The 19,774-nt window shown below is 59.9% G+C and carries 20 protein-coding genes, 1 tRNA gene and 1 other RNA gene; 12 read left to right on the top strand and 10 right to left on the bottom strand.

Translation table 11 applies throughout. From position 1 onward, the window contains the following. The first annotated feature begins 176 nt into the window (after positions 1-176). Positions 177-698, top strand: a complete 522-nt coding sequence (locus B9Z49_RS00655) for an Rrf2 family transcriptional regulator (protein WP_108351511.1) — start codon at positions 177-179, stop codon at positions 696-698. A gap of 74 nt (positions 699-772) precedes the next feature. Here B9Z49_RS00655 and rnpB read toward each other — a convergent pair. Then, an RNA gene (gene rnpB, locus B9Z49_RS00650) (RNase P RNA component class A) lies at positions 773-1,125 on the bottom strand. Between the two features lie 102 nt (positions 1,126-1,227). Between rnpB and cysK the strand changes: the two genes are divergently transcribed. From cysK to B9Z49_RS00635, 3 genes are read left to right on the top strand one after another with little or no spacing between them, the layout of a single operon-like run. Then, a complete protein-coding gene (gene cysK / locus B9Z49_RS00645; RefSeq protein ID WP_108351510.1) occupies positions 1,228-2,145 on the top strand; it encodes a cysteine synthase A in 918 nt (305 codons plus the stop codon). 59 nt (positions 2,146-2,204) lie between these two features. Further along, positions 2,205-4,022, top strand: coding sequence for an NAD(P)/FAD-dependent oxidoreductase (locus tag B9Z49_RS00640; protein WP_108351509.1), 1,818 nt, complete (start codon positions 2,205-2,207; stop codon positions 4,020-4,022). Between the two features lie 43 nt (positions 4,023-4,065). Continuing rightward, a complete protein-coding gene (locus B9Z49_RS00635; protein WP_108351508.1) occupies positions 4,066-4,356 on the top strand; it encodes a VF530 family DNA-binding protein in 291 nt (96 codons plus the stop codon). A gap of 39 nt (positions 4,357-4,395) precedes the next feature. Here B9Z49_RS00635 and B9Z49_RS00630 read toward each other — a convergent pair whose 3' ends face one another. The 3 genes from B9Z49_RS00630 to glmS all read right to left on the bottom strand — a co-directional run bounded on the left by B9Z49_RS00630 (position 4,396) and on the right by glmS (position 8,085). Continuing rightward, positions 4,396-4,848 (bottom strand): SET domain-containing protein, encoded by a 453-nt coding sequence (locus B9Z49_RS00630; RefSeq protein WP_108351507.1) that lies wholly within the window; start codon positions 4,846-4,848, stop codon positions 4,396-4,398. A gap of 110 nt (positions 4,849-4,958) precedes the next feature. After that, the gene (locus tag B9Z49_RS00625) at positions 4,959-6,152 is read right to left on the bottom strand and encodes an ATP-binding protein (RefSeq protein WP_108351506.1); all 1,194 of its coding nucleotides are present in this window, start codon (positions 6,150-6,152) and stop codon (positions 4,959-4,961) included. 61 nt (positions 6,153-6,213) lie between these two features. Next, complete coding sequence (glmS, locus tag B9Z49_RS00620) at positions 6,214-8,085, bottom strand: glutamine--fructose-6-phosphate transaminase (isomerizing) (protein ID WP_108351505.1); 1,872 nt, start codon at positions 8,083-8,085, stop codon at positions 6,214-6,216. Between the two features lie 139 nt (positions 8,086-8,224). Between glmS and B9Z49_RS00615 the strand changes: the two genes are divergently transcribed. Beyond that, on the top strand, positions 8,225-8,716 hold the full coding sequence (locus B9Z49_RS00615) for an Lrp/AsnC family transcriptional regulator (protein ID WP_108351504.1): 492 nt from the start codon (positions 8,225-8,227) through the stop codon (positions 8,714-8,716). On the opposite strand, the gene B9Z49_RS00610 is transcribed toward B9Z49_RS00615, so the two are convergent. From B9Z49_RS00610 to glmU, 3 genes are read right to left on the bottom strand one after another with little or no spacing between them, the layout of a single operon-like run. After that, entirely contained in the window at positions 8,710-9,126 is a 417-nt protein-coding gene (locus B9Z49_RS00610) for a putative toxin-antitoxin system toxin component, PIN family (RefSeq protein ID WP_199224953.1), read from the bottom strand. The genes B9Z49_RS00615 and B9Z49_RS00610 overlap by 7 nt on opposite strands. Further along, positions 9,113-9,364: a type II toxin-antitoxin system Phd/YefM family antitoxin gene (locus B9Z49_RS00605; RefSeq protein ID WP_108351503.1), complete on the bottom strand. Its 252-nt coding sequence runs from the start codon at positions 9,362-9,364 to the stop codon at positions 9,113-9,115. Before B9Z49_RS00605 ends, B9Z49_RS00610 begins: the two co-directional genes overlap by 14 nt. Before the next feature lie 57 nt (positions 9,365-9,421). Continuing rightward, complete coding sequence (glmU, locus tag B9Z49_RS00600; RefSeq protein WP_108351690.1) at positions 9,422-10,828, bottom strand: bifunctional UDP-N-acetylglucosamine diphosphorylase/glucosamine-1-phosphate N-acetyltransferase GlmU; 1,407 nt, start codon at positions 10,826-10,828, stop codon at positions 9,422-9,424. Between the two features lie 109 nt (positions 10,829-10,937). On the opposite strand from glmU, the gene B9Z49_RS00595 reads away from it, so the two are divergent. Next, positions 10,938-11,447 (top strand): hypothetical protein, encoded by a 510-nt coding sequence (locus tag B9Z49_RS00595; protein ID WP_146188431.1) that lies wholly within the window; start codon positions 10,938-10,940, stop codon positions 11,445-11,447. Then, on the top strand, positions 11,444-12,295 hold the full coding sequence (locus B9Z49_RS00590; protein WP_108351501.1) for a DUF6279 family lipoprotein: 852 nt from the start codon (positions 11,444-11,446) through the stop codon (positions 12,293-12,295). Before B9Z49_RS00595 ends, B9Z49_RS00590 begins: the two co-directional genes overlap by 4 nt. A 103-nt stretch (positions 12,296-12,398) precedes the next feature. Here B9Z49_RS00590 and B9Z49_RS00585 read toward each other — a convergent pair whose 3' ends face one another. The 3 genes from B9Z49_RS00585 to mutM all read right to left on the bottom strand — a co-directional run bounded on the left by B9Z49_RS00585 (position 12,399) and on the right by mutM (position 15,344). Next, complete coding sequence (locus B9Z49_RS00585; RefSeq protein ID WP_108351500.1) at positions 12,399-13,412, bottom strand: MBL fold metallo-hydrolase; 1,014 nt, start codon at positions 13,410-13,412, stop codon at positions 12,399-12,401. A 91-nt stretch (positions 13,413-13,503) separates the two neighbouring features. Beyond that, positions 13,504-14,529, bottom strand: a complete 1,026-nt coding sequence (gene mutY / locus B9Z49_RS00580; protein ID WP_369913197.1) for an A/G-specific adenine glycosylase — start codon at positions 14,527-14,529, stop codon at positions 13,504-13,506. After that, positions 14,529-15,344, bottom strand: coding sequence for a bifunctional DNA-formamidopyrimidine glycosylase/DNA-(apurinic or apyrimidinic site) lyase (gene mutM, locus B9Z49_RS00575; protein WP_108351498.1), 816 nt, complete (start codon positions 15,342-15,344; stop codon positions 14,529-14,531). Before mutM ends, mutY begins: the two co-directional genes overlap by 1 nt. A gap of 70 nt (positions 15,345-15,414) precedes the next feature. Here mutM and B9Z49_RS00570 point away from each other — a divergent pair, with 70 nt between their 5' ends. From B9Z49_RS00570 to B9Z49_RS00550, 5 genes are all read left to right on the top strand, one after another. Next, on the top strand, positions 15,415-17,160 hold the full coding sequence (locus tag B9Z49_RS00570) for a tetratricopeptide repeat protein (protein WP_233254448.1): 1,746 nt from the start codon (positions 15,415-15,417) through the stop codon (positions 17,158-17,160). Then, on the top strand, positions 17,157-17,678 hold the full coding sequence (locus B9Z49_RS00565; RefSeq protein WP_108351496.1) for a lipoprotein insertase outer membrane protein LolB: 522 nt from the start codon (positions 17,157-17,159) through the stop codon (positions 17,676-17,678). The genes B9Z49_RS00570 and B9Z49_RS00565 overlap by 4 nt, the downstream gene beginning before the upstream one ends. 45 nt (positions 17,679-17,723) lie before the next feature. Continuing rightward, positions 17,724-18,569, top strand: a complete 846-nt coding sequence (gene ispE / locus B9Z49_RS00560) for a 4-(cytidine 5'-diphospho)-2-C-methyl-D-erythritol kinase (protein WP_108351495.1) — start codon at positions 17,724-17,726, stop codon at positions 18,567-18,569. A gap of 34 nt (positions 18,570-18,603) precedes the next feature. Continuing rightward, positions 18,604-18,680, top strand: a tRNA-Gln gene (locus tag B9Z49_RS00555). 41 nt (positions 18,681-18,721) lie between these two features. Continuing rightward, a complete protein-coding gene (locus B9Z49_RS00550; protein WP_199224952.1) occupies positions 18,722-19,699 on the top strand; it encodes a ribose-phosphate pyrophosphokinase in 978 nt (325 codons plus the stop codon). The last annotated feature ends 75 nt before the right edge of the window (positions 19,700-19,774 follow it).

The raw sequence follows: 19,774 nt of genomic DNA, 5'->3' as shown, positions 1-19,774 counted from the left end.
TTAATTTGAAAAAAAAGCTAAAAAAGCTGGATTTACCCTTGAATAATCCCGGGTTATCTCCAATTGGAAATGCAGTCTGAGAAAATGACAATTCAGTCAAACCTGCGCACAATGCAGTCTTGACCCTAAGGTTGGCCCGCATTGGCAGGTCAGCAACACGCAGAAAGGAGCCCACCATGCGTTTGAGCACTAAAAGCCGATTTGCAGTCACCGCCATGATCGATGTGGCGTTGCGCGAAGACCGTGGACCCGTTTCGCTGGCCGCGATCAGCACGCGCCACCAGATTTCTTTGTCCTACCTGGAGCAACTGTTCAGCAAACTGCGCCAGCATGGCTTGGTCGAGAGCACACGCGGTCCAGGCGGCGGTTATTCGTTGTCGCGCAATGCTGAAAAAATCACCATGGCAGACATCGTGGGCGCGGTCGACGCCCCCACCGAAGAAGAGGCCGCTGCCGAAGGCGGCTGGATGAACAGCGAGCTGTGGGCCAGCCTGAATGAAAAAATGCTGACCCACCTGCAGTCCATTAGCCTGCGCCAATTGGTGGCCGAGCAGCGCACCAAGGGCGTGACCGTCGAGCCTGCGCCCGCACCGGCCGTCAAGCGCGGCGTGTTTGCCAAGCCTAAAAGTTCGTTGAAGATCACTGCACCCAACTCGGTGTTTGCACTGGGCGCCAGCTTGATGCCGTCGCGCGGCTAAACACATCACGCAGCTAATCCGTTGCAGCTAAAGCAAAAAAACCCGCTTCGGCGGGTTTTTTATGGTCTGAAAAAGTGTGAAGCTCGCCGATAAGCCGGATTCTGTGCACAGCGGTTACCCGCTGCGTGACCGCCATTACTCTGGGCCGGGGGTTGCCCACCCGGCTCGGTGCTACCTACCCGCCAACTCACCCCGCGGAACCACAGGGAGAAGGCATGCGGCGAACCGCTCACCCTCAGGAAGGCCTACTTGGTATTGCTGCGCGTAGAGATTGCCCGTTTCACCCGAACTCAATCGGCTCGTCTCTGTTGCTCTGATCCTCACCTCGCGGTGGAGAGGTATTACCTCCTACGCTGTCCTGTGCAGTCCGGACGTTCCTCCAGTGCTTCCTTTCGGAAATTGCACCAGCGACGGTCTGGCGTGCTTCACAGCTTGATTATCGCTTGCGGGCGTGAGTTGATACCGCAAGAGGTCTGAGTTTTCACGCACAATGATTTTTTGCAACGCCTTTTCGCAACGGAGACACGCCATGAAAGCACGCACCATTCTCGACACCATCGGCAACACGCCGCATGTGCGCATCCAACGCTTGTTTGGTGCAAATGCCAACGTGTGGATCAAGTCCGAGCGCAGCAACCCAGGCGGCTCGATCAAAGACCGTATCGCGCTGGCCATGGTGGAAGACGCCGAAAAATCCGGCACCTTGAAGCCTGGCGGCACCATCATTGAGCCCACCTCGGGCAACACCGGCATCGGCCTGGCCATGGTGGCCGCCGTGAAAGGCTACAAATTGGTGCTTGTCATGCCCGACAGCATGAGCATCGAGCGCCGCCGCTTGATGTTGGCCTATGGCGCGAGCTTTGACCTGACGCCCCGCGAAAAAGGCATGAAAGGCGCCATTGCCCGTGCTGAAGAACTGGTGGCCAACACAAGCGGTGCTTGGATGCCCCAGCAGTTTGAAAACCCCGCCAATATCGACGTGCATGTGCGCACCACGGCGCAAGAAATTCTGGCCGATTTCCCCGAGGGCATTGATGCCCTCATCACCGGCGTGGGCACAGGCGGCCACCTGACCGGCGCGGCCCGAGTGCTCAAGGCCAAGTTTCCGAATCTCAAGGTGTTTGCGGTCGAGCCTGCAGCATCGCCCGTGATCTCTGGCGGCTCGCCTGCGCCCCACCCCATCCAAGGCATTGGCGCAGGCTTTATCCCTAAGAATTTGGACACCACTTTGCTCGACGGCGTGATCCAGGTTGACGCCGAAGACGCTCGCGAATACGCCCGCCGCTCGGCCCGCCAAGAAGGCATGCTGGTCGGCATTTCCTCCGGCGCGACCCTGGCGGCCATTGCCCAAAAATTGGCCGAATTGCCTGAAGGGGCTAAGGTGCTGGGTTTCAATTACGACACGGGCGAGCGTTATTTTTCCGTCGAGGGGTTCCTGCCCAATTGACCTCCGCACGACGATAATCAGCGCTTCTTGCTTGATAACCACAAGCCACAGAGGTGCCCATGATCCGAATCTCCGAACTCAAACTCCCTCTTTCTGCCCTGCCGGTTGAAGTGCGTCGCGCGGCCGATGCAGCTTCCGAGACCGATGAAGACCGCCTGCCCACGCCGCATCCTATCGGTGCCCTGCGCCAACTGGCGGTCCAGGCCTTGGGCATCAGCGCCACCGACATCACCATGCTGCAGGTGTTCAAGCGCAGCTTCGATGCCCGTAAAGCCGACCTGCTGGCGGTGTACATCGTGGACCTGGCGCTGACCGATGCGCAGGCCGAAACCAACTTGCTGCAGCAGTTCGCCAGCCACCCCCACATCCAAGCCACGCCCGATATGGCCTGGCACGCGCCCTGCCAAGCGCCAGCCCATTTTGGCGAACAAGAAGGCCAACGCCCCGTGGTGGTGGGCTTAGGGCCTTGCGGCATGTTTGCGGCGCTGGCCTTGGCGCAAATGGGTTTCAAACCGATCGTGCTCGAAAGGGGTAAACCTGTGCGAGAGCGCACCAAAGACACCTGGGGCTTGTGGCGTAAAAAGGTGCTCAACCCCGAGAGCAATGTGCAGTTTGGTGAAGGCGGTGCAGGCACCTTCAGCGACGGCAAGCTCTACAGCCAGATCAAAGACCCGCGCCACCTGGGCCGCAAGGTCATGGACGAGTTTGTGAAAGCAGGAGCGCCTGCCGACATTTTGTATGCCGCACACCCGCACATCGGCACCTTCAAATTGGTCAAGGTGGTTGAGCACATCCGCGAGACGATCATCGCTTTGGGTGGTGAGATCCGATTTGAGCAACGGGTGAGCGATGTGCTGCTCGCGCCAGCCGCCAACGGTCACCAACTCACTGGGCTGCAGGTGACCGACCTGCGCACAGGTCAAAGCCAAACCCTGCACACCCGGCACGCCGTGCTGGCCCTGGGCCACAGCGCCCGCGACACCTTTGTCATGCTGCACCACCGTGGCGTGGCCATGCAAGCCAAAGCGTTTTCGATTGGCGTGCGCATCGAACACCCTCAAAGCGTGATCGACCAAGCCCGTTGGGGCCGCCACGCGGGCCACCCGCTGCTGGGCGCGGCCGATTACAAGCTGGTGCACCACGCGCAAAACGGCCGAGCCGTTTACAGCTTTTGCATGTGCCCCGGCGGCACCGTGGTGGCCGCCACCAGCGAGCCGGGCCGCGTGGTCACCAACGGCATGAGCCAGTACTCGCGCAACGAGCGCAACGCCAACGCCGGCATGGTGGTGGCCATTGACCCACCCGACTACCACCTGGACACCGCCGCTTGGCAAGCCGCGTTTGGCGACGAAGACGGCGCACAACTCGCACGAGAAGCCCAACAACTCGCCACACAACAGCCGCCTGCGCCCCACCCGCTGGCGGGCATCGTGCTACAGCGCCAGCTGGAAACGCTTGCCTTTAAAGTGGGCGGCAGCAACTACGAAGCCCCTGGCCAACTGGTGGGCGACTTTCTGGCCGCGCGCCCCTCGACCACTTGGGGCAGCGTGCAGCCGTCTTACAAACCCGGCGTCAAATTGGTCGACCTGGCCGACGTCTTGCCCGATTACGCATTGGCCGCCATGCGCGAGGCTTTGCCCGTTTTCGGCCGCAAGATCAAAGGCTACGATATGGCGGATGCGGTCATGACTGGAGTGGAAACGCGCACCTCTTCGCCACTGCGCATCCCGCGAGGCGAGGACCATCAAAGCACCAACACCCAAGGCCTGTACCCGGCGGGCGAAGGGGCCAGTTATGCGGGCGGCATCTTGTCGGCGGGGGTGGACGGCATCAAGGTGGCCGAGTCTTTGGCGCGGGCACTGATGGCCCCCAACTGAACAAGCCGATTTCACATGCCTGTTTTACACTGACAATCAGGCCATGCAAGACGCCCTAAACCCCGTGCCAACGCCGCCCGAACCCGCACCTGAAGCGCGGGCAGCCCAGCCGCGCAACCCGCTGCACGGCCTCACGCTGGAGACCATCGTCACCCGGCTGGCCGACTTTTACGGCTGGGACGATCTGGGCCAGCGCATCCCGATTCGCTGCTTCACCCACGAGCCCAGCGTGGGCTCCAGCCTGAAGTTCTTGCGCAAAACCCCTTGGGCCCGCGAGAAGGTGGAAAGCCTGTACCTTTTCATGCTGCGTGACCAAAAGCGCCAGGGCTTTTAACAACCCGCGTCAAGGCATTTAACACCCCGGGCAGGGTTCTCAAGTGGCCAGCATCGTGCCCCGGCACTTTTTGGCCCCGCAGCGGCAGGCATAACGGGCCTTCAAGGCCTCGCTCACGGGCTCGTCGCTCACCAGGCCGTAATCAAACGTCAGCTCCTCGCCCTTGAACACGAGCCTGCGCGTCAAGATGAAGATGCGTCCCCGGTCCTCGTCAGGCACACAGTTGGGGCGGCACGAGTGGTTGATCCACTTGGAATCGTTGCCCCCGTGCAGCGCGTCAATGACCCGGCCATCGTCCAGATGAAAGTAAAAGGTGTGGTCGGGGTTGCTCGGATCGTGAGGATGACGGGCAATGGCCTGGGCCATGCTGATGACCTCGCCCACGTACTCGATCACCCGCTCGCCTGCGGCCAGCTGGCGCGTAGCGAACACGCCTTTGCCGTGCACGGCTGAGGCGTGCACCCAAATCAGGGCATCAAGAGAGGAAGTCACGGGTGAAGAAAGTCCATGTAGCGCTGAGTTTTTTAGAGAGCATCGCCAACATCGGCCGATGCATCGCTCGAGGTTTTACGGATATCGTTGAAGCCTTGGCTGTTGGTGATTCAAGCGGCGGACCCCAAGACCAGCGTTTCAGCTTGCCCATACGGCAGCACTTCCACTCCGGTTCGATCTTGTCGCTCAGCCCCACCGTAGATCAGATGCTGCGTTTTCACACGATCGCCCAGCAAAGAGCTCACTGTGCGCAAATTTTTAAACAGGGCTGCGGACACCGTTTGTGAGGCCTTGATCTCGACCAACTGAAGACCATCGGCATGGTCCAGCAACAGGTCAATTTCCAAACCGTTGCTGTCGCGAAAGAAATACAAGGGATCGCGCAACCCCTGGTTACGCAAAGACTTAAGCACCTCCAGCACCACCAGGTTTTCAAACAGTGCTCCGCGCAAAGGGTGGTGCTGCAGCTGCTCAACCGTCTTGATACCGAGCAACCAGCATGCGAGCCCCACATCGTAAAAATAAATTTTGGGACTCTTCACCAAACGCTTGCCAATATTGACGCTCCAGGGTGCCAGGCTGAACACGAGGAAAGACGCCTCAAGAATACTCAGCCATTGTGTGATGGTGTTGCTGCTGACGCCCACCTCATTGCCCAAGCTGGTCTGGTTGAGCAACTGCCCTGTGCGACCCGCCAGCAAACGCACGCATTGGCCGAACTCGCGCAAATGCCTGAGGTTGATGAGTTGTCGCACATCGCGCTCGACATAGGTAGCAAAGTAATCCGACAGCATCACCTCGGGTGGCATGCCTTGCGCATGGATGCGGGGATAACCGCCTTGCAACATCAAGACATTCGCATCGGCGGGTTCAACTGTTGGCAAGTCGCTTGCTTTTGCCAATTCGGACAAACTCAGAGGCAACAACTCCAGCACGGCCGTTCGACCTGCCAGCGATTGAGTGACCTGCGCACTCACTTGCAACTGGTGACTGCCCGTCAAAACAAAGCGCCCTTTGCGCGGATCAGCATCGGTCAGCACCTGAATCCACGACAACAGTGAGGGTACGTTTTGAATTTCATCCAGCACGGCACCATCAGGAAACTGGGCCAAAAACGCCTTGGGATCCTGCTGCGCAAACTCCCGCACATCGGGCTGCTCCAGGTTGACGTAGGGCTTGTCCGGAAACGCCATACGGCACAAGGTGGTTTTGCCCGACTGCCTAGGCCCCAACACCGTCACCACAGGGTAAAGCATGGCCCGCTGAAGCAGCACATTCAATGCTTGTCGCCCTATATTTTTCATGTTAATTTTAACTTAAAGTTAATTTTTACATGAATTTAAGGCATTCAAGCCATAAAGTCAATCACTCCACTGTGACGGACTTTGCCAAATTGCGCGGCTTGTCCACATCCGTTCCCCGAGCACACGCCGTGTGATAGCTCAGCAACTGCAAGGGCACCACATGCAAGATCGGTGACAGCACGCCGTAGTGTTCGGGCATGCGGATGACGTTGACGCCTTCGCTGCTTTCGATCTTCGTGTCGCCGTCGGCCAGCACATACAGCACGCCACCACGGGCACGGACTTCTTGCATGTTGCTTTTCAGCTTTTCGAGCAGCTGGTCGTTGGGGGCCACGGTCACCACGGGCATGGCGCTGGTCACCAGTGCCAGCGGGCCGTGTTTCAGCTCGCCTGCGGCATAGGCCTCGGCATGGATGTAGGTGATTTCTTTGAGCTTGAGTGCGCCTTCCAGCGCGATGGGGTAGTGCGTGCCCCGGCCCAGGAACAAGGCGTTTTCTTTGCTGGCAAATTCTTCGGCCCAGCTGATGATTTGTGGCTCCAGCGCCAGCACGGCTTGCAGCGCGGCAGGCAGGTGGCGCATGGCTTTAATGTGCGCGGCTTCTTCTTCGTCGCTGAGGCGGCCTTTGGTCTGCGCCAAGGCCAGCGTCAGCAAAAACAAACCGGCCAGCTGCGTGGTGAAGGCCTTGGTCGATGCCACGCCGATCTCGGCCCCGGCGCGGGTCACATAGGCGTGTTTGCATTCGCGCACCATGGCGCTGGTGGACACGTTGCAGATGGTGAGCGTGTGCGTCATGCCCAGGCTCTGTGCGTGGCGCAGCGCAGCCAGGGTGTCGGCGGTCTCGCCGCTTTGGGTGATGGTGACGATAAGGGTGTTGGGGTTGGGGACCGATTCGCGGTAGCGGTATTCACTGGCAATCTCCACCTGGCAAGGCACTTTGGCGATCGACTCGATCCAGTACTTGGACACGCAGCCGCTGTAGTAGCTGGTGCCGCAGGCCAGGATCAACACGTTGTCAATCGCCTTGAAGGTGGAATATGCGCCGTCGCCAAACAGCTCGGGCGTGATGCCCTCGACGCCTTCGAGCGTGTCGGCAATGGCACGCGGCTGCTCGAAGATTTCCTTTTGCATGTAGTGGCGATAGGAGCCGAGTTCTGCCGCGCCGCTGTGCGCGTGCACAGTTTTCACGGCGCGGGTCACGGCCTTGTGGTCGCGGTCCACCACCCAGTATTTGCCCAGCTGGATGTCGACCACGTCACCCTCTTCCAGGTACACGATTTGGTCGGTTACGCCGGCCAATGCCATCGCGTCGCTGGCCAAGAAGGTTTCGCCTTGGCCCACACCCAAGATCAGCGGCGAGCCTGCACGTGCACCGATCACGCGTTGCGGCTCGTCTTTGTGGAACACGGCAATCGCGTACGCGCCGTGCAGCTGGCGGATGGCGGTTTTAACGGCTTCAAAAATATCGCCGTCGTACACGCTGTCCACCAGGTGCGAGATGACCTCGGTGTCGGTCTGGCTCAAAAACACATAGCCCTTGGCTTGCAGTGCGGCACGCAGTTCTTCGTGGTTTTCGATGATGCCGTTGTGCACCAAGGCCACACGGCCGGGTTTGCCGTCGGCCGCGCCGGTGCCGTGGCTGAAGTGCGGGTGCGCGTTGAGCACAGCGGGCGCGCCGTGCGTGGCCCAACGGGTGTGGGCAATGCCGGTGCCGCCTTCGATGTGGTCAGCGCTCACCTGGTCCATCAACTCGGCCACGCGAGATGTGCTGCGGGCGCGTTGCAAGCCGCCTTTTGGCCCGCTCGCGCCGCTCAGGCTGGCCGCGTGCACGGCCACGCCACAAGAGTCATATCCTCGGTATTCGAGCCGCTGCAGGCCTTGCACCAAGATGGGAACGATGTTGCGGGAAGAGACTGCGCCGACGATGCCACACATAAAGGATGCTCCAAAACAGGGGGAATGGCCGCTATCTTAGGGTCATCGCCTCAAAATATCCGATCATTATTCGTTTATGTACGGTTCTTTATTTCACGAATGAATCCACGTGAATTATTATTTCATTAAAATACAAAATATGGAATTCAATGAACTCGACGCCATCGACCTGCAACTACTTGACAGCCTGCAGCGCGACGCCAGCCTGAGCAATGTGGCGCTGGCCGAAAAGGTCAATGTCTCGCCGCCCACCTGCCTGCGCCGCGTCAAGCGCTTGGTCGAGGGCGGCTGGATAGAACGGCAAGTGGCCGTGCTCAGCACCGACCGGCTCGCCGCCACGCTGGGCCACGGCCTCACGGCACTGGTTGAAGTGTCACTCGACAAACAAGGCGTCGAACACCTGGACGCCTTTGAAGCTCGGGCCGTGGCGCAAGACGCAGTGCAGCAGTGCTGGCGTGTGTCCCCCGGGCCGGACTTCATGCTGGTGGTGCAAGCGCGTGACATGCCGCATTACCTGGCCATTAGCCAAAACTTGTTCACGCAAGACGCCAATGTGCGCAATGTGAAGGCGTTTTTTGCGACCAAGCGGGCCAAGTTCACGACGACTTGGCCTTTGCAGATCGGTCAGTGACTCAAAGCGTCCAGCGCTTGGTGCACCGACACGATACGCAGCCCAGCAAGCAAGGGAGCCTCCGGCAAGTCCTTGTCACCACTGACCAGGTAATGCGCCTGGGCTTTCAAAGCAAGCTCGATGAAATGGTCATCATCGCGGTCCTGGCAATAAACAGCAGGTTCTCCCACATCCACCCAAAGCGCGCTGGCATTGAAGTCGTGCAACAAGCTTTCACGGCTTTCCAGGCTGATGTAGCGGTCAAATGTGGGTCGGTAGATGCGGGTACGCAGCTCGGACAAGGTGGCTTGTGAAAACACCAGCCTGTGCTGCGCCAGAGCCAACCGCACCAGCTTGGCGGGCGCACCTTGCGCAGACATTGCATCGTTGATCAAAATGTTGGTGTCAATGACCAGCTTAAGACTCGTCACGCGAAAGGGCTTCCAGCAACTCAGGGGTCATGCCAGCCTGCTCTGCCTGCGAGGCAGTTTCGGCCAGCGTGTGCTGCAGGCGGTTGGCATAAAAAGCCCGCATGGCCTCATAGTCTTGGGCAGATACCATGAAGCCGACCACACGTTCACGGCGCATCACTCGCACAGGTTCACGCTGCGCGACGTCTATGAAACGGCCGAACTGGGTTTTGGCTTCGCTGGCTGTGAAGGTTTTCATGGCTTGAATTGAGAACCAACAAATAAATCGTTCGATTGGATCTGTGGCTTCATCCAATTAGGCTTTCGGCTTTTTTTCCGGCCGCTTCCAATTGGCAATGCTCACCTGCTTGCCCCGCGCCACGCTCAGGCTGCCGGGCTCGGTGCTTTTGGTGATGGTCGAGCCGCCGCCCACCGTGCCGCCCGCGCCAATGGTCACCGGGGCAACCAGCACGCAGTTGCTGCCAATGTGCACATCGGCCTCGATCACGGTGCGGTGCTTGTTGGCCCCGTCGTAGTTGGCTGTGATGCTGCCTGCCCCGTAGTTCACCCGCTCGCCCACGGTGGCGTCACCCAGGTAAGCCAAGTGGTTGGCTTTGGCGCCTTTGGCCAGGGTGGAATTTTTCACCTCGACAAAGTTGCCGATGTGCACCTCAGCGCCCAGCTGCGCACCGGGTCGCAAGCGGGCAAAGGGGCCAATCAAAGCGCCCTCGCCCACCGACACGCCGAGTTTTTCGCCATCAATGTGGGTGAAGGGGTGGATCACCGCACCGGCTTCGATGCGGCAGTTGGCGATCACACAGTTCGCGCCGATCTTCACGCCTTCGCCAAGCGAAACCTTGCCTTCAAAAATGCAGTTCACATCGATCTCGACGTCTTGCGCGCAGTCGAGTTGGCCGCGCAGGTCAAACCGAGCGGGGTCTTTCAGGCGCACGCCTTGTTCCATCATGCGGTCGGCCTGGCGCAGCTGGTGGGCACGCTCCAGCTCAGCCAGTTGCACCGGACTGTTGACGCCCGCCACTTGCAGCGCATCGGCAATCTTGTGGGCCACCACGGGCACACCATCGGCCACGGCGAACTTGACCACGTCGGTCAGGTAGTACTCGCCCTGGGCATTTTGGTTGTCCAGACGGGCCAGCCAGGCTTTGAGGAAGCGCGCGGGCACGGCCATGATGCCGCTGTAAACCTCTTGAATCTGGCGTTGCACATCGCTGGCGTCTTTGTGCTCGACGATGGCTTGCACTGCTTCACCTTTTCGAACGATGCGGCCATAGCCCGAGGGGTCGGCAAAGTCGATGGTCAGCAGCGCCAGTTGATGACCGCCGCATTGGGCGATCAGCGCTTGCAGGGTTTCAGCCTGGGTCAAGGGCACGTCCCCCGATAAAACCACCACCACCCCATCGTCGGCCAGCGCGGGCACGGCCTGCTGCACAGCATGGCCGGTGCCCAACTGCGGCTCTTGGCGCACGCATTGCACGGCCAGCGCCTGGCCAGGGGCCAGAGCGAGCGGCTCCACCTGGTCAGCGCCGTGCCCGGTGATGACCACGGCAGAACGGGCGTTCAGCTGCGCCGCAGTATTGAGCACATGCTGCACCAGCGGCACACCCGCCAAGCGCTGCAGCACTTTGGGCAAGCGGCTTTTCATGCGGGTGCCTTTGCCGGCGGCCATGATGACGACGTCGATGGGGAAGATGGGGGCTGTCATGGGGTGCACACTTTCTGGTTCGGCCACAGGTTTCAGGCGGACATCGCTCGTGGTTAAATTATCGCTGTCTCGCATCGGGCCTATGATTCGTCAAAAAGGGCAATCCACCATGTGTCAAATTCGATTTCGGCTTTTTTACGCCGCTTTGGCTGGCTGCTTCTTGCTTTCGGGCTGTGGCGGGGGTGATCCGGCTCGAGCTGCAGGCTCGGCTACCCTGTGTGATCTCCCACTCAAATATGCAGATGGATTGAATGGCGGCTACAGCATCAATACGGTCGCCCAGGCGGTCCCCAGATCATTCAACGCCTGCACCATTCAACAGCCTCTCGCGGCGAGCGTGAGCCTGTGCATAGACCACCGTCAAATGGGTGAATTGAGTGCCCTTCTGGTCTTGCCCAATCAAACCACCTTGGATCTAGACCTCCCTACCTCTACCCAAGGTGCCACCTGCTTGATCAGCGGGCGACTGTTTACCCAGTCGCTGCCCATCAGCCGTTTGCAGGCCTTCAGTGGTCTCAAAGGCGATTGGACCGTGCGGGTGCGCGATAACAACTCGGTGTCCAACACCCCCATGGGTTACCTCATTGGCTGGTCAATGCAAGCCGAAGGACTGCAATGATCCGCTACGGCATCGCCGTTTTGGCGCTTTTACTCTTACCCGCCTGCAGCGCCATCAAGCTTGGCTACCAGCAGTTGCCCACCCTGTCGTATTGGTGGCTCGACAGCACGGTCTCGTTCAGCGGCAACCAAACGACTGCGGCCAAGGAGTCGATTGACAAGCTCTACCAATGGCACCGCCAAGAAGAGCTGCCCGGCTACGCTGCGCTGTTACAACGCACGGCCGATCTGAGCGCAGGCCCGGTTCAGCCTGGGCAACTTTGCCGCGTGGTGGAGGAGGTGCAAACACGGCTCGACACCCTGATGCGCCAAGCGGTGGTGCAAGCTGCGCCTGTCGCCATGGCACTGGGCCCACGACAGCTCAGCCACTTGGCGCGGCAGTGGGAGCGTCAAAACGAAGAGTGGGAAAAGGAATGGCTGCAAGGGGATAGCGAAGCCCGCATGGAGCGCCGCTTGGACAAGGCATTGAGCCGCTACAACTCTTTTTATGGCGAATTGAACACGGCGCAAATCAACCTGGTCAAAACGCAATTAGTGCAGTCCCCTTGGACGGCCGAATGGGGTCGGCGCGATCGCCAGCGCCGCCAGCAGGACTTGCTCTCGACACTTCAGCGCATCACGCAAAACAACCTGACGCAGGCCCAAGCCGAAGCGCAGCTGTGGGGGGTGTGGCAGCGCTGGCTGCAGCCGCCCGATTCGGCTCAACGCGCTGTGGTGCAAAGCCTGTCGCAACGTGCTTGCGAAAACCTGGCGCAGTTGCACAACACGGCCACATCCGAGCAACGCGTGCGTGTGTCGCGGCGCTTGCGCGCCTATGAGCGGGATCTGCTGGACCTGAACCGGCCCTGACCACACACACCGAATACCAAGCCTGAAAGCCCAAATCGCCGGGCATCACCCACAAAAAACCCGCCGTGATTCGGCGGGTTTTTTGATGGGACTGCAGCAGGGCTCAGCTTTGCAACGCTTTCCACATTTCCATGTCGCGCTCAGCTGTCCAGATGCGAGGGTTCTTGATGCCGCTGGCTTCGTCGTAGGCGCGGGTCACGTCAAAAGGCAGGCAGTGCTCGTAAATGAACACATGGCCAAAGATCGGGTCCATGCTCTTGCGGGTGTGGGCCATGGCGGCTTTGAGGTCCATCTTGGCGGCCACGGCTTCCTTGCCTGCTTGGAACAAGGTGGTCACCCAGCGCTGGGTGTAGTCCAGCGCCTTGTTGACGTTGGCGTTGCCCTTCATGGCTTCGCCGCGGCCGGGCACAATGAACTCGGCCTTCAGGGCGCGCAGGGCTTCCAGGGTGGCTGGCCACTCTTCGAGTTGCGCATCGCCCGTGTAAACGCCGGCTTCGTACTCGACCAAGTCGCCCGAGAACAGCACTTTTTCTTCTTCCACCCAGGCAATCGTGTCGCCACGGGTGTGGCCAGGGCCCGGATGCCAGATTTGCACCACCACGCCACCCAGGTTGATGCTGAGTTTGCCGGGCACTTCGCCTTTTGTGGGATTACCACCGCCGACCACCATGGTCGGCCAGGTCAGGCCAGGCACGCTGTCGGCGCCACGGAACAGGCGCGGAAAGCGCTCCATCTCGCTTTTCATGTCTTGCGCGCCGCGCTCCTTGATCAGGCCCAAAGTGCCTTCGCTGGCGATGATCTCGGTCGCGCCCTCGGCGGCGTAGGCGTAGGCACCCAGCACGCGCACCGCGTGGTAGTGGGTCAGCAGCACGTACTTGATGGGCAAGTCGCTGACGGTGCGGATTTTTTTGATCAGGTCTTGCGCCATGGCGGGCGTGGCGGTTGCGTCGCTGACCATGATGAAACGGTCCCCGATGATCACGCCTGAATTGGGGTCACCCTCGGCGGTGTAGGCCCAGCAGTGTGGGCTGAGTTGCTCGAAAGTGATCTTCTTTTCGGTCAAGTCGGCCTGGCTGGCAAACGCCTTCGTTGGGGCTTTGGTGGGTGCTTTGGACATGGGAATTTCTCCGGTCAATGAAGGAAGTGATTTTACCTAAACGAAATGCATTACGGATTGTTGAATTCCAGAACCGGCGCCGAGTTCGCTTTCAAGAACTCAACAAGGCCCGAATGGGTGCGGGCAAACCCAAATCTGGCCAGACATGGGCATCCACCCACTGCCCTTCACAAACCGGAGGAAACTCCTCAGACCCAAGCATGTGAATCGGGTGCAGGTGCAGATCGCGGTGCGTGAGCACATGTTTCCAGGGCGCGATGTATTGCAGCTCCCCGCCATGTGTCCAGGCAGCCAGCAAATCCGCTTCCGAATCAAACACGGGCAAGCTGAACAAGCCCGCCCAAATGCCTGTGTCTGGCCGCTTTTGTAACCACACTTGTCCCTTGGCATTGACCGCCCAAAGCAACCACAAAGTGGCGCTGCTGCGCTTGAGTTTGCGGGTTTTGACGGGGTAGGCCAGCGGCTCACCACGCGCTCGGGCCTGGCACCCTGTGCTCACAGGACAGGCCTCACACTGGGCCTTGCGCGACAAACAAACCGTGGCCCCCAAATCCATCAGGGCTTGGGTGTAACGCGGCATGTCAGCCGCCTGCTGGGGCAAAAGGTCCTGCGCCAAGGCCCACAAAGCCTTTTCGTTTTTGGCCACCGCCAGATCCGCACCATAGCCCAGCACACGGGTCAACACGCGCTTGACATTCCCGTCCAAGATGGCGGCTCGCTCCTGAAAGCAAAACGCCGCAATGGCCGCTGCGGTCGATCGACCGATGCCAGGCAAGGTTTGCAGGTCTTCGGCGCGGCGCGGAAAAGCCCCGCCAAAACGCCCCATCACCTCCTGGGCGCATTTGTGCAGGTTGCGGGCGCGGCTGTAATAACCCAGGCCGCTCCACAGCGCCAGCACATCGTCTTGCGGCGCAGCCGCGAGGCAAGCCACATCGGGAAAGCGCGTCAAAAACCGGGGAAAGTAATCCAGCACTGTTGTCACCTGCGTTTGCTGCAACATGATCTCGGACAGCCACACGCGGTAAGGGTCTTGGGTGTTTTGCCAAGGCAGGCTTTGGCGGCCGTGCAGGCGCTGCCAATCGACCATGCAGCGGGCAAACCCTTTGGGCAAAGTCATCATGGTTTCTGGCATGTGGGGCAGTAAAAAGTGGTGCGCTGGCCTTGCAACATGGATTTGATGCTTGTGGTGCACACCCGGCAAGGCTCGCCCGCACGACCGTACACCGCGGCCTCCAACTGAAAGTAACCGGTGCGGCCTTCGGCGCTCACAAAATCCTTGAGCGAGCTGCCACCCTGCTCCACCGCGCGGTTCAGCACCTGAATGATGGCCGTATGCAGCCGAGCCACCCGGGGTTTGGTCAGACGCGAAGCTTTGGTCGTGGGACGAATGCCCGCCATGAACAAGGCCTCTGAGGCGTAAATATTGCCCACACCGACCACCTCATCCCCCGCCAGCAAAACCTGTTTGATGGCCGACTGGCGTTTTTTAAGGGCCTGAGCAAAGGCCGTCACATCGAACTGGCCGCTCAAGGGCTCCACACCCAGCCGCCCCAGCAACTTTTGCGCTTGCGGTGAATCTTCACCCGGCGCCCAGACCACCGCCCCGAAGCGGCGCGGGTCGTGCAGGCGCAACACGCCCCGGTCGGTCACCAGATCCATGTGGTCGTGCGGGCCAGCTTCAGGCTGTACAGGGGCGAAGTTCAGGCTGCCCGACATGCCCAAATGCACCAGCAGCAGGCCTTGGTCCAGATCCAGCAGCAGGTATTTGCCGCGCCTGCGCACACCCCAGATTTGCCGCCCCACCAGGCTGGCTGCGGGCACACCCAACGGCCAGCGAAGGGGTTTGCCCAGCTGCAGCGCCAAAATGTGGGCCGAGGCAATGCGGTCGGCAAAACTGCGGCGGGTAACTTCAACTTCGGGGAGTTCGGGCATGGGCTCTGGGGCAAAAAGGGACTTATGCCGCGCGGTTCGCGCGAGTGGGTGGCTGGATTATGATGAAGCCATGAAATTCTGGTTTCGACTTGCCCTCATCTCCTCTTGCGTCTGGAGCGCTTGGGCGCAACCGGCCAAGCCGCTCCCAAGCACGCCGAGTCCGCTCAAGGACAAAGGCACCCTTCAACAATCCGCGCTCGATGCCGCTTTGTTTTACCAATTGCTGTTGGGCGAATTGAACGTGCGCAGCGGCTCGCCGGGCAGTGGGTTTTCCTTCATCCTGGATGCCGCACGCAAAACCCGCGATCCGGCACTGTTCCAACGCGCCGTCGATCTGGCCTTGCAATCGCGCTCTGGCGAGTCGGCTTTGCAAGCGGTCCAGGCATGGAAAAACGCCATCCCAGAAGCCGCCGAAGCCAACCGATACAAACTGCAAATTTTGCTGGCTTTGAACAGGGTGGACGAAGCCGGGCAAGCCCTGAGCGTCTCGATCCGGGAGCTGCCTGCGGCTGAACAAAATGACGCCATTGCCTCAGTGCCCCGCATTTTTGCCAGAGTGCCAGACAAGAAGATGGCCGCCGACACCGTCGAAAAAGCCCTGACTTTGGCCTTGAAACAAAGCAGCACAGCAGCCACCGCATGGACCTCCGTCGGGCGCATGCGACGTGAAGCCGGCCAACTTGCACTGGCCATTGAGGCCGCTCGCCAGGGACGCGCGTCCGATGCATCGGCCCCTGGGCCCCTGATCCTGGCACTGAGCTTGGCCAGTGCGGCACCGGCCGAGATGAAGCCCTTGTTGGCCCAAGCCATGCTAGGCCCGGTGCAGCCTGAAGTGAGAATGGGCTATGCACGGCACCTCATCGCCCAATCCCAGCAGGCCGAAGCCTTGCGTCAACTTGCCCGCCTGAACGCAGAACACCCCGCCTTCGCCGATGGCTGGCTGGTGCATGGTTTGCTGCTGCAGGAAACTGGCCAACTGGCCCAGGCTGAAGAAAAACTGCGCAAACACGTGGAACTGGCCCAAGCAAGCCAAGACAAGGAAACGCCAACCGGTTTGTCCGAAGCCTTGATGGCGTTGGCCCAGATGGCTCAGCGCCAAGGTCAACTGCCCCAAGCCGAGCAATGGCTGGCCCAGGTGCCGGCCAACGCAGACCCCATCAAGTTGGCCAGCCGCCGCGCCGACTTGCTCACACAGCAAGGGCGCAAGGAAGAAGCACGGCAGGTGCTCGCGCAAATCAAAACCACCAATGCTGAGCAGGCGACGCGCAAAACCCTGGTGCAGTCCATGTGGTTGCGGGATAACAAGCAATTGGACGAGGCCTATACCTTGGTCAAGCAAGCCCTCAATGCTCAACCGCAAAACACCGATGTGATGTCAGAAATGGCCTTGGTCAGCGAAAAGCTCAAACGCTTTGACGAAATGGAAAGCCTGCTGCGCGATCTGATCAAGCTCAAACCCGAAGATCCCCAGGCCTTTAATGCCCTGGGTTACTCCTTGGCCGATCGCAATATCCGTCTCGTTGAAGCCCGCCAACTGATCACGCAGGCCCTGCAACTGGCCCCCGACGATGCCTACATCCAGGACAGCTTGGGCTGGGTCGCGTTTCGCCAAGGCCAATATGCCGAGGCACTCCAAATATTGCAGACTGCCTACAAAGCTCGCCCTGACGCAGAAATTGCAGCCCATCTGGGTGAAGTGTTGTGGGTCATGGGACAGCGTCAGGAAGCCGGGGCGATCTGGCGCGAAGGTTTACTGCTCAAAGCCGACAACGACACCTTGGTCGAAACCCTGAAGCGCTTCGAATTCAAGCCATGAAGCCCTGCGCACTCGCCAAAGAGCCCACCGGCAACGGTCGGCGACGGGTTTTGGCGCTGGCCTTGGCCAGCGTTTTGCTGGCTGCAGGCTGCGCCACACCCCGCATGACCCCCATGGACGCCAACGCCTATTGGTCAGGTCGCATGGCCATTCAGGTGCTCAAGGACCCACCAGAATCGCTGAGTGCCGGTTTCGAACTGCAAGGCTCGGCCCTAGCCGGCGAGATGGTCTTGCTCAGCCCCATCGGCACCACGCTGGCCCGCCTGGAATGGACGCCCCAAGGCGCACGCCTGACGCAAGGCCAGCAACAAGTGGACAGCCCGAGTCTGCAAAGGCTGGGGGCTCGCCTGACGGGCACGGAACTGCCCATAGCGGCTTTGTTCGAATGGCTGGCGGGCCGCCCCGCCGAGGCACCCGGCTGGCAAGTCGACTTGTCGGCACACGCACAAGGCCGCATCAGCGCAGAGCGGCGCGAACCCAGCCCCGGTGCAGTGCTGCGCATCGCACTTGACCGCTGAGCCGGCCTTTTTTTCGGGCACCCCAAGCCTGGCGATAATCCCCCTATGAAATCGCTGCACGATGTGCCTGCACCGGCCAAACTGAATTTATTTTTGCACGTCACGGGCCGTCGCCCCGATGGGTACCATGAACTGCAATCGGTCTTCATGCTGATCGACTGGTGCGACACACTTCATTTTGAAAAACGGCCCGGTGGCGCCATCAGCCGCGAAGACCTCACCCTTGCCCTGCCCGCCCAGGACCTGATCACCCGCGCAGCGCATCTGCTTCAAAGCCACACCGGCTGCACCGATGGCGTGCACATTGCTGTTGAAAAACAAATTCCCGCGCAAGCGGGCATGGGCGGTGGCTCTTCGGATGCAGCCACCTGCCTGCTGGCACTCAACCGCTTGTGGGGCCTGAATCTGGATCTGCCCACCCTGGAAAAGCTGGGACTTCAACTGGGTGCAGACGTGCCATTTTTCCTGCGTGGGCACAACGCCTGGGTCGAAGGCGTGGGAGAAAAAATCACCCCCATTGAACTGCCCGCCGCCCGGTTTTGGGTGGTCAAGCCGCCCCAAGGCATCGATACTTCTCAAATTTTTGCCCATCCAAACCTCAAACGTGACACAAACGCTGCTACAATTTTGCTCTTCGCTGCAGAGACATATGACTTCGGTCACAATGATCTGCAATCCGTTGCACAGGTTTTGTGCCCCGGTGTTGAGCAAGCCCTTCAAGCCCTCAACCAAGCCGGTCTCAAATCCAGAATGACGGGTTCCGGCAGTGCCGTGTTTGCCCATTGCATGGACAGCACCACGAAAGTTTCGGTCCCTGACCTCTTTCTGGCCCGGCTTTGCAGTAATTTGGAAGCCCATCCCTTAAAAGCTTGGGCATCCAGCGATAGTTGATCGGTCGATCGCTGTTTCAGCGGTCAACCCGTGTAGGGGAGTCGCCAAGTTGGTTAAGGCACTGGATTTTGATTCCAGCATGCGAAGGTTCGAGTCCTTCTTCCCCTGCCAAATACGTTCATTCGTACAGGCCCCTTTATCTGATCGCTGGAATGCACATGCAGCCTGCTTCACTCCCCCCAGAATTCATGCTGTTCACCGGCAACGCCAATCCCGTGTTGGCCGCCGAAATTGCCAAATGCCTGGGCACGCAACTCGGCGCCGTCGATGTGGGCCGGTTCTCTGACGGCGAAGTCACCGTCGAACTCAAACAAAACGTCCGTGCTCGTGAAGTGTTTGTGGTTCAGTCCACCTGCGCACCGACTAACGAAAACCTGATGGAGTTGCTCATCATGGTTGATGCGTTCAAACGCGCATCGGCTGGTCGCATCAGTGCCGTCATCCCTTATTTCGGTTACGCCCGCCAGGACCGCCGTCCTCGCTCTACCCGCGTCCCCATCTCGGCCAAAGTTGTGGCCAACATGCTGCAGGCCGTGGGAGTTGACCGCGTCCTGACCATGGACTTGCACGCTGACCAGATTCAAGGCTTCTTTGACATCCCGGTCGACAACATTTACGCGTCCCCCGTGCTGCTGGGCGATCTGCGCCAGAAAAATTACGAAGACCTGATCGTCGTGTCCCCTGACGTGGGCGGTGTTGTGCGCGCTCGCGCACTGGCCAAGCAACTCGGTTGCGACCTGGCCATCATCGACAAGCGTCGCCCCAAAGCCAATGTGAGCGAAGTCATGCACGTCATTGGTGAGATCGAAGGCCGCAACTGCGTGATCATGGACGACATGATCGACACCGCAGGCACTTTGGTCAAAGCCGCCGAAGTGCTCAAAGAGCGTGGTGCCAAAAAAGTTTACGCCTATTGCACACACCCGATCTTTTCGGGGCCGGCCATCGAACGCATCGCCAAGGGCGAAGCGCTCGACGAAGTCGTGGTCGCCAACACCATACCGCTGACGGCAGAAGCCGCAGCGTGTACTAAGATTCGCCAACTTTCCGTGGCTCCGCTGATCGCCGAAACGATCAACCGGATTGCCCATGGTGAGTCGGTGATGAGCCTGTTTTCCGATCAAACCTGATCGGAAAGAGGCCTTTAGCGGCCAGCCGTTCTACTGGACTGGCTGGCTTTTTTGAGTCAGGGTCGCACTGGTCGC

The organism is Limnohabitans sp. 2KL-51 (genome assembly GCF_003063645.1).
GTDB lineage: Bacteria > Pseudomonadota > Gammaproteobacteria > Burkholderiales > Burkholderiaceae_C > Limnohabitans_A.
The sequence above is the reverse complement of the archived record's forward strand: the minus strand, read 5'-3'. Positions and strand labels throughout refer to the sequence as shown.

Bases quoted from the DNA above. Each gene is read 5' to 3' on its own strand.
- B9Z49_RS00550 (WP_199224952.1), top strand. From the start codon at position 18,722: ATGCACATGCAGCCTGCTTCACTCCCCCCAGAATTCATGCTGTTCACC.
- B9Z49_RS00635 (WP_108351508.1), top strand. From the start codon at position 4,066: ATGCAAGACGCCCTAAACCCCGTGCCAACGCCGCCCGAACCCGCACCT.
- cysK (WP_108351510.1), top strand. From the start codon at position 1,228: ATGAAAGCACGCACCATTCTCGACACCATCGGCAACACGCCGCATGTG.
- mutM (WP_108351498.1), bottom strand. From the start codon at position 15,344: ATGCCCGAACTCCCCGAAGTTGAAGTTACCCGCCGCAGTTTTGCCGAC.
- B9Z49_RS00595 (WP_146188431.1), top strand. From the start codon at position 10,938: ATGTGTCAAATTCGATTTCGGCTTTTTTACGCCGCTTTGGCTGGCTGC.
- B9Z49_RS00570 (WP_233254448.1), top strand. From the start codon at position 15,415: ATGAAATTCTGGTTTCGACTTGCCCTCATCTCCTCTTGCGTCTGGAGC.
- B9Z49_RS00655 (WP_108351511.1), top strand. From the start codon at position 177: ATGCGTTTGAGCACTAAAAGCCGATTTGCAGTCACCGCCATGATCGAT.
- ispE (WP_108351495.1), top strand. From the start codon at position 17,724: ATGAAATCGCTGCACGATGTGCCTGCACCGGCCAAACTGAATTTATTT.
- mutY (WP_369913197.1), bottom strand. From the start codon at position 14,529: ATGACTTTGCCCAAAGGGTTTGCCCGCTGCATGGTCGATTGGCAGCGC.
- glmS (WP_108351505.1), bottom strand. From the start codon at position 8,085: ATGTGTGGCATCGTCGGCGCAGTCTCTTCCCGCAACATCGTTCCCATC.
- B9Z49_RS00590 (WP_108351501.1), top strand. From the start codon at position 11,444: ATGATCCGCTACGGCATCGCCGTTTTGGCGCTTTTACTCTTACCCGCC.
- B9Z49_RS00615 (WP_108351504.1), top strand. From the start codon at position 8,225: ATGGAATTCAATGAACTCGACGCCATCGACCTGCAACTACTTGACAGC.
- B9Z49_RS00640 (WP_108351509.1), top strand. From the start codon at position 2,205: ATGATCCGAATCTCCGAACTCAAACTCCCTCTTTCTGCCCTGCCGGTT.
- B9Z49_RS00585 (WP_108351500.1), bottom strand. From the start codon at position 13,412: ATGTCCAAAGCACCCACCAAAGCCCCAACGAAGGCGTTTGCCAGCCAG.
- glmU (WP_108351690.1), bottom strand. From the start codon at position 10,828: ATGACAGCCCCCATCTTCCCCATCGACGTCGTCATCATGGCCGCCGGC.
- B9Z49_RS00625 (WP_108351506.1), bottom strand. From the start codon at position 6,152: ATGAAAAATATAGGGCGACAAGCATTGAATGTGCTGCTTCAGCGGGCC.
- B9Z49_RS00565 (WP_108351496.1), top strand. From the start codon at position 17,157: ATGAAGCCCTGCGCACTCGCCAAAGAGCCCACCGGCAACGGTCGGCGA.
- B9Z49_RS00605 (WP_108351503.1), bottom strand. From the start codon at position 9,364: ATGAAAACCTTCACAGCCAGCGAAGCCAAAACCCAGTTCGGCCGTTTC.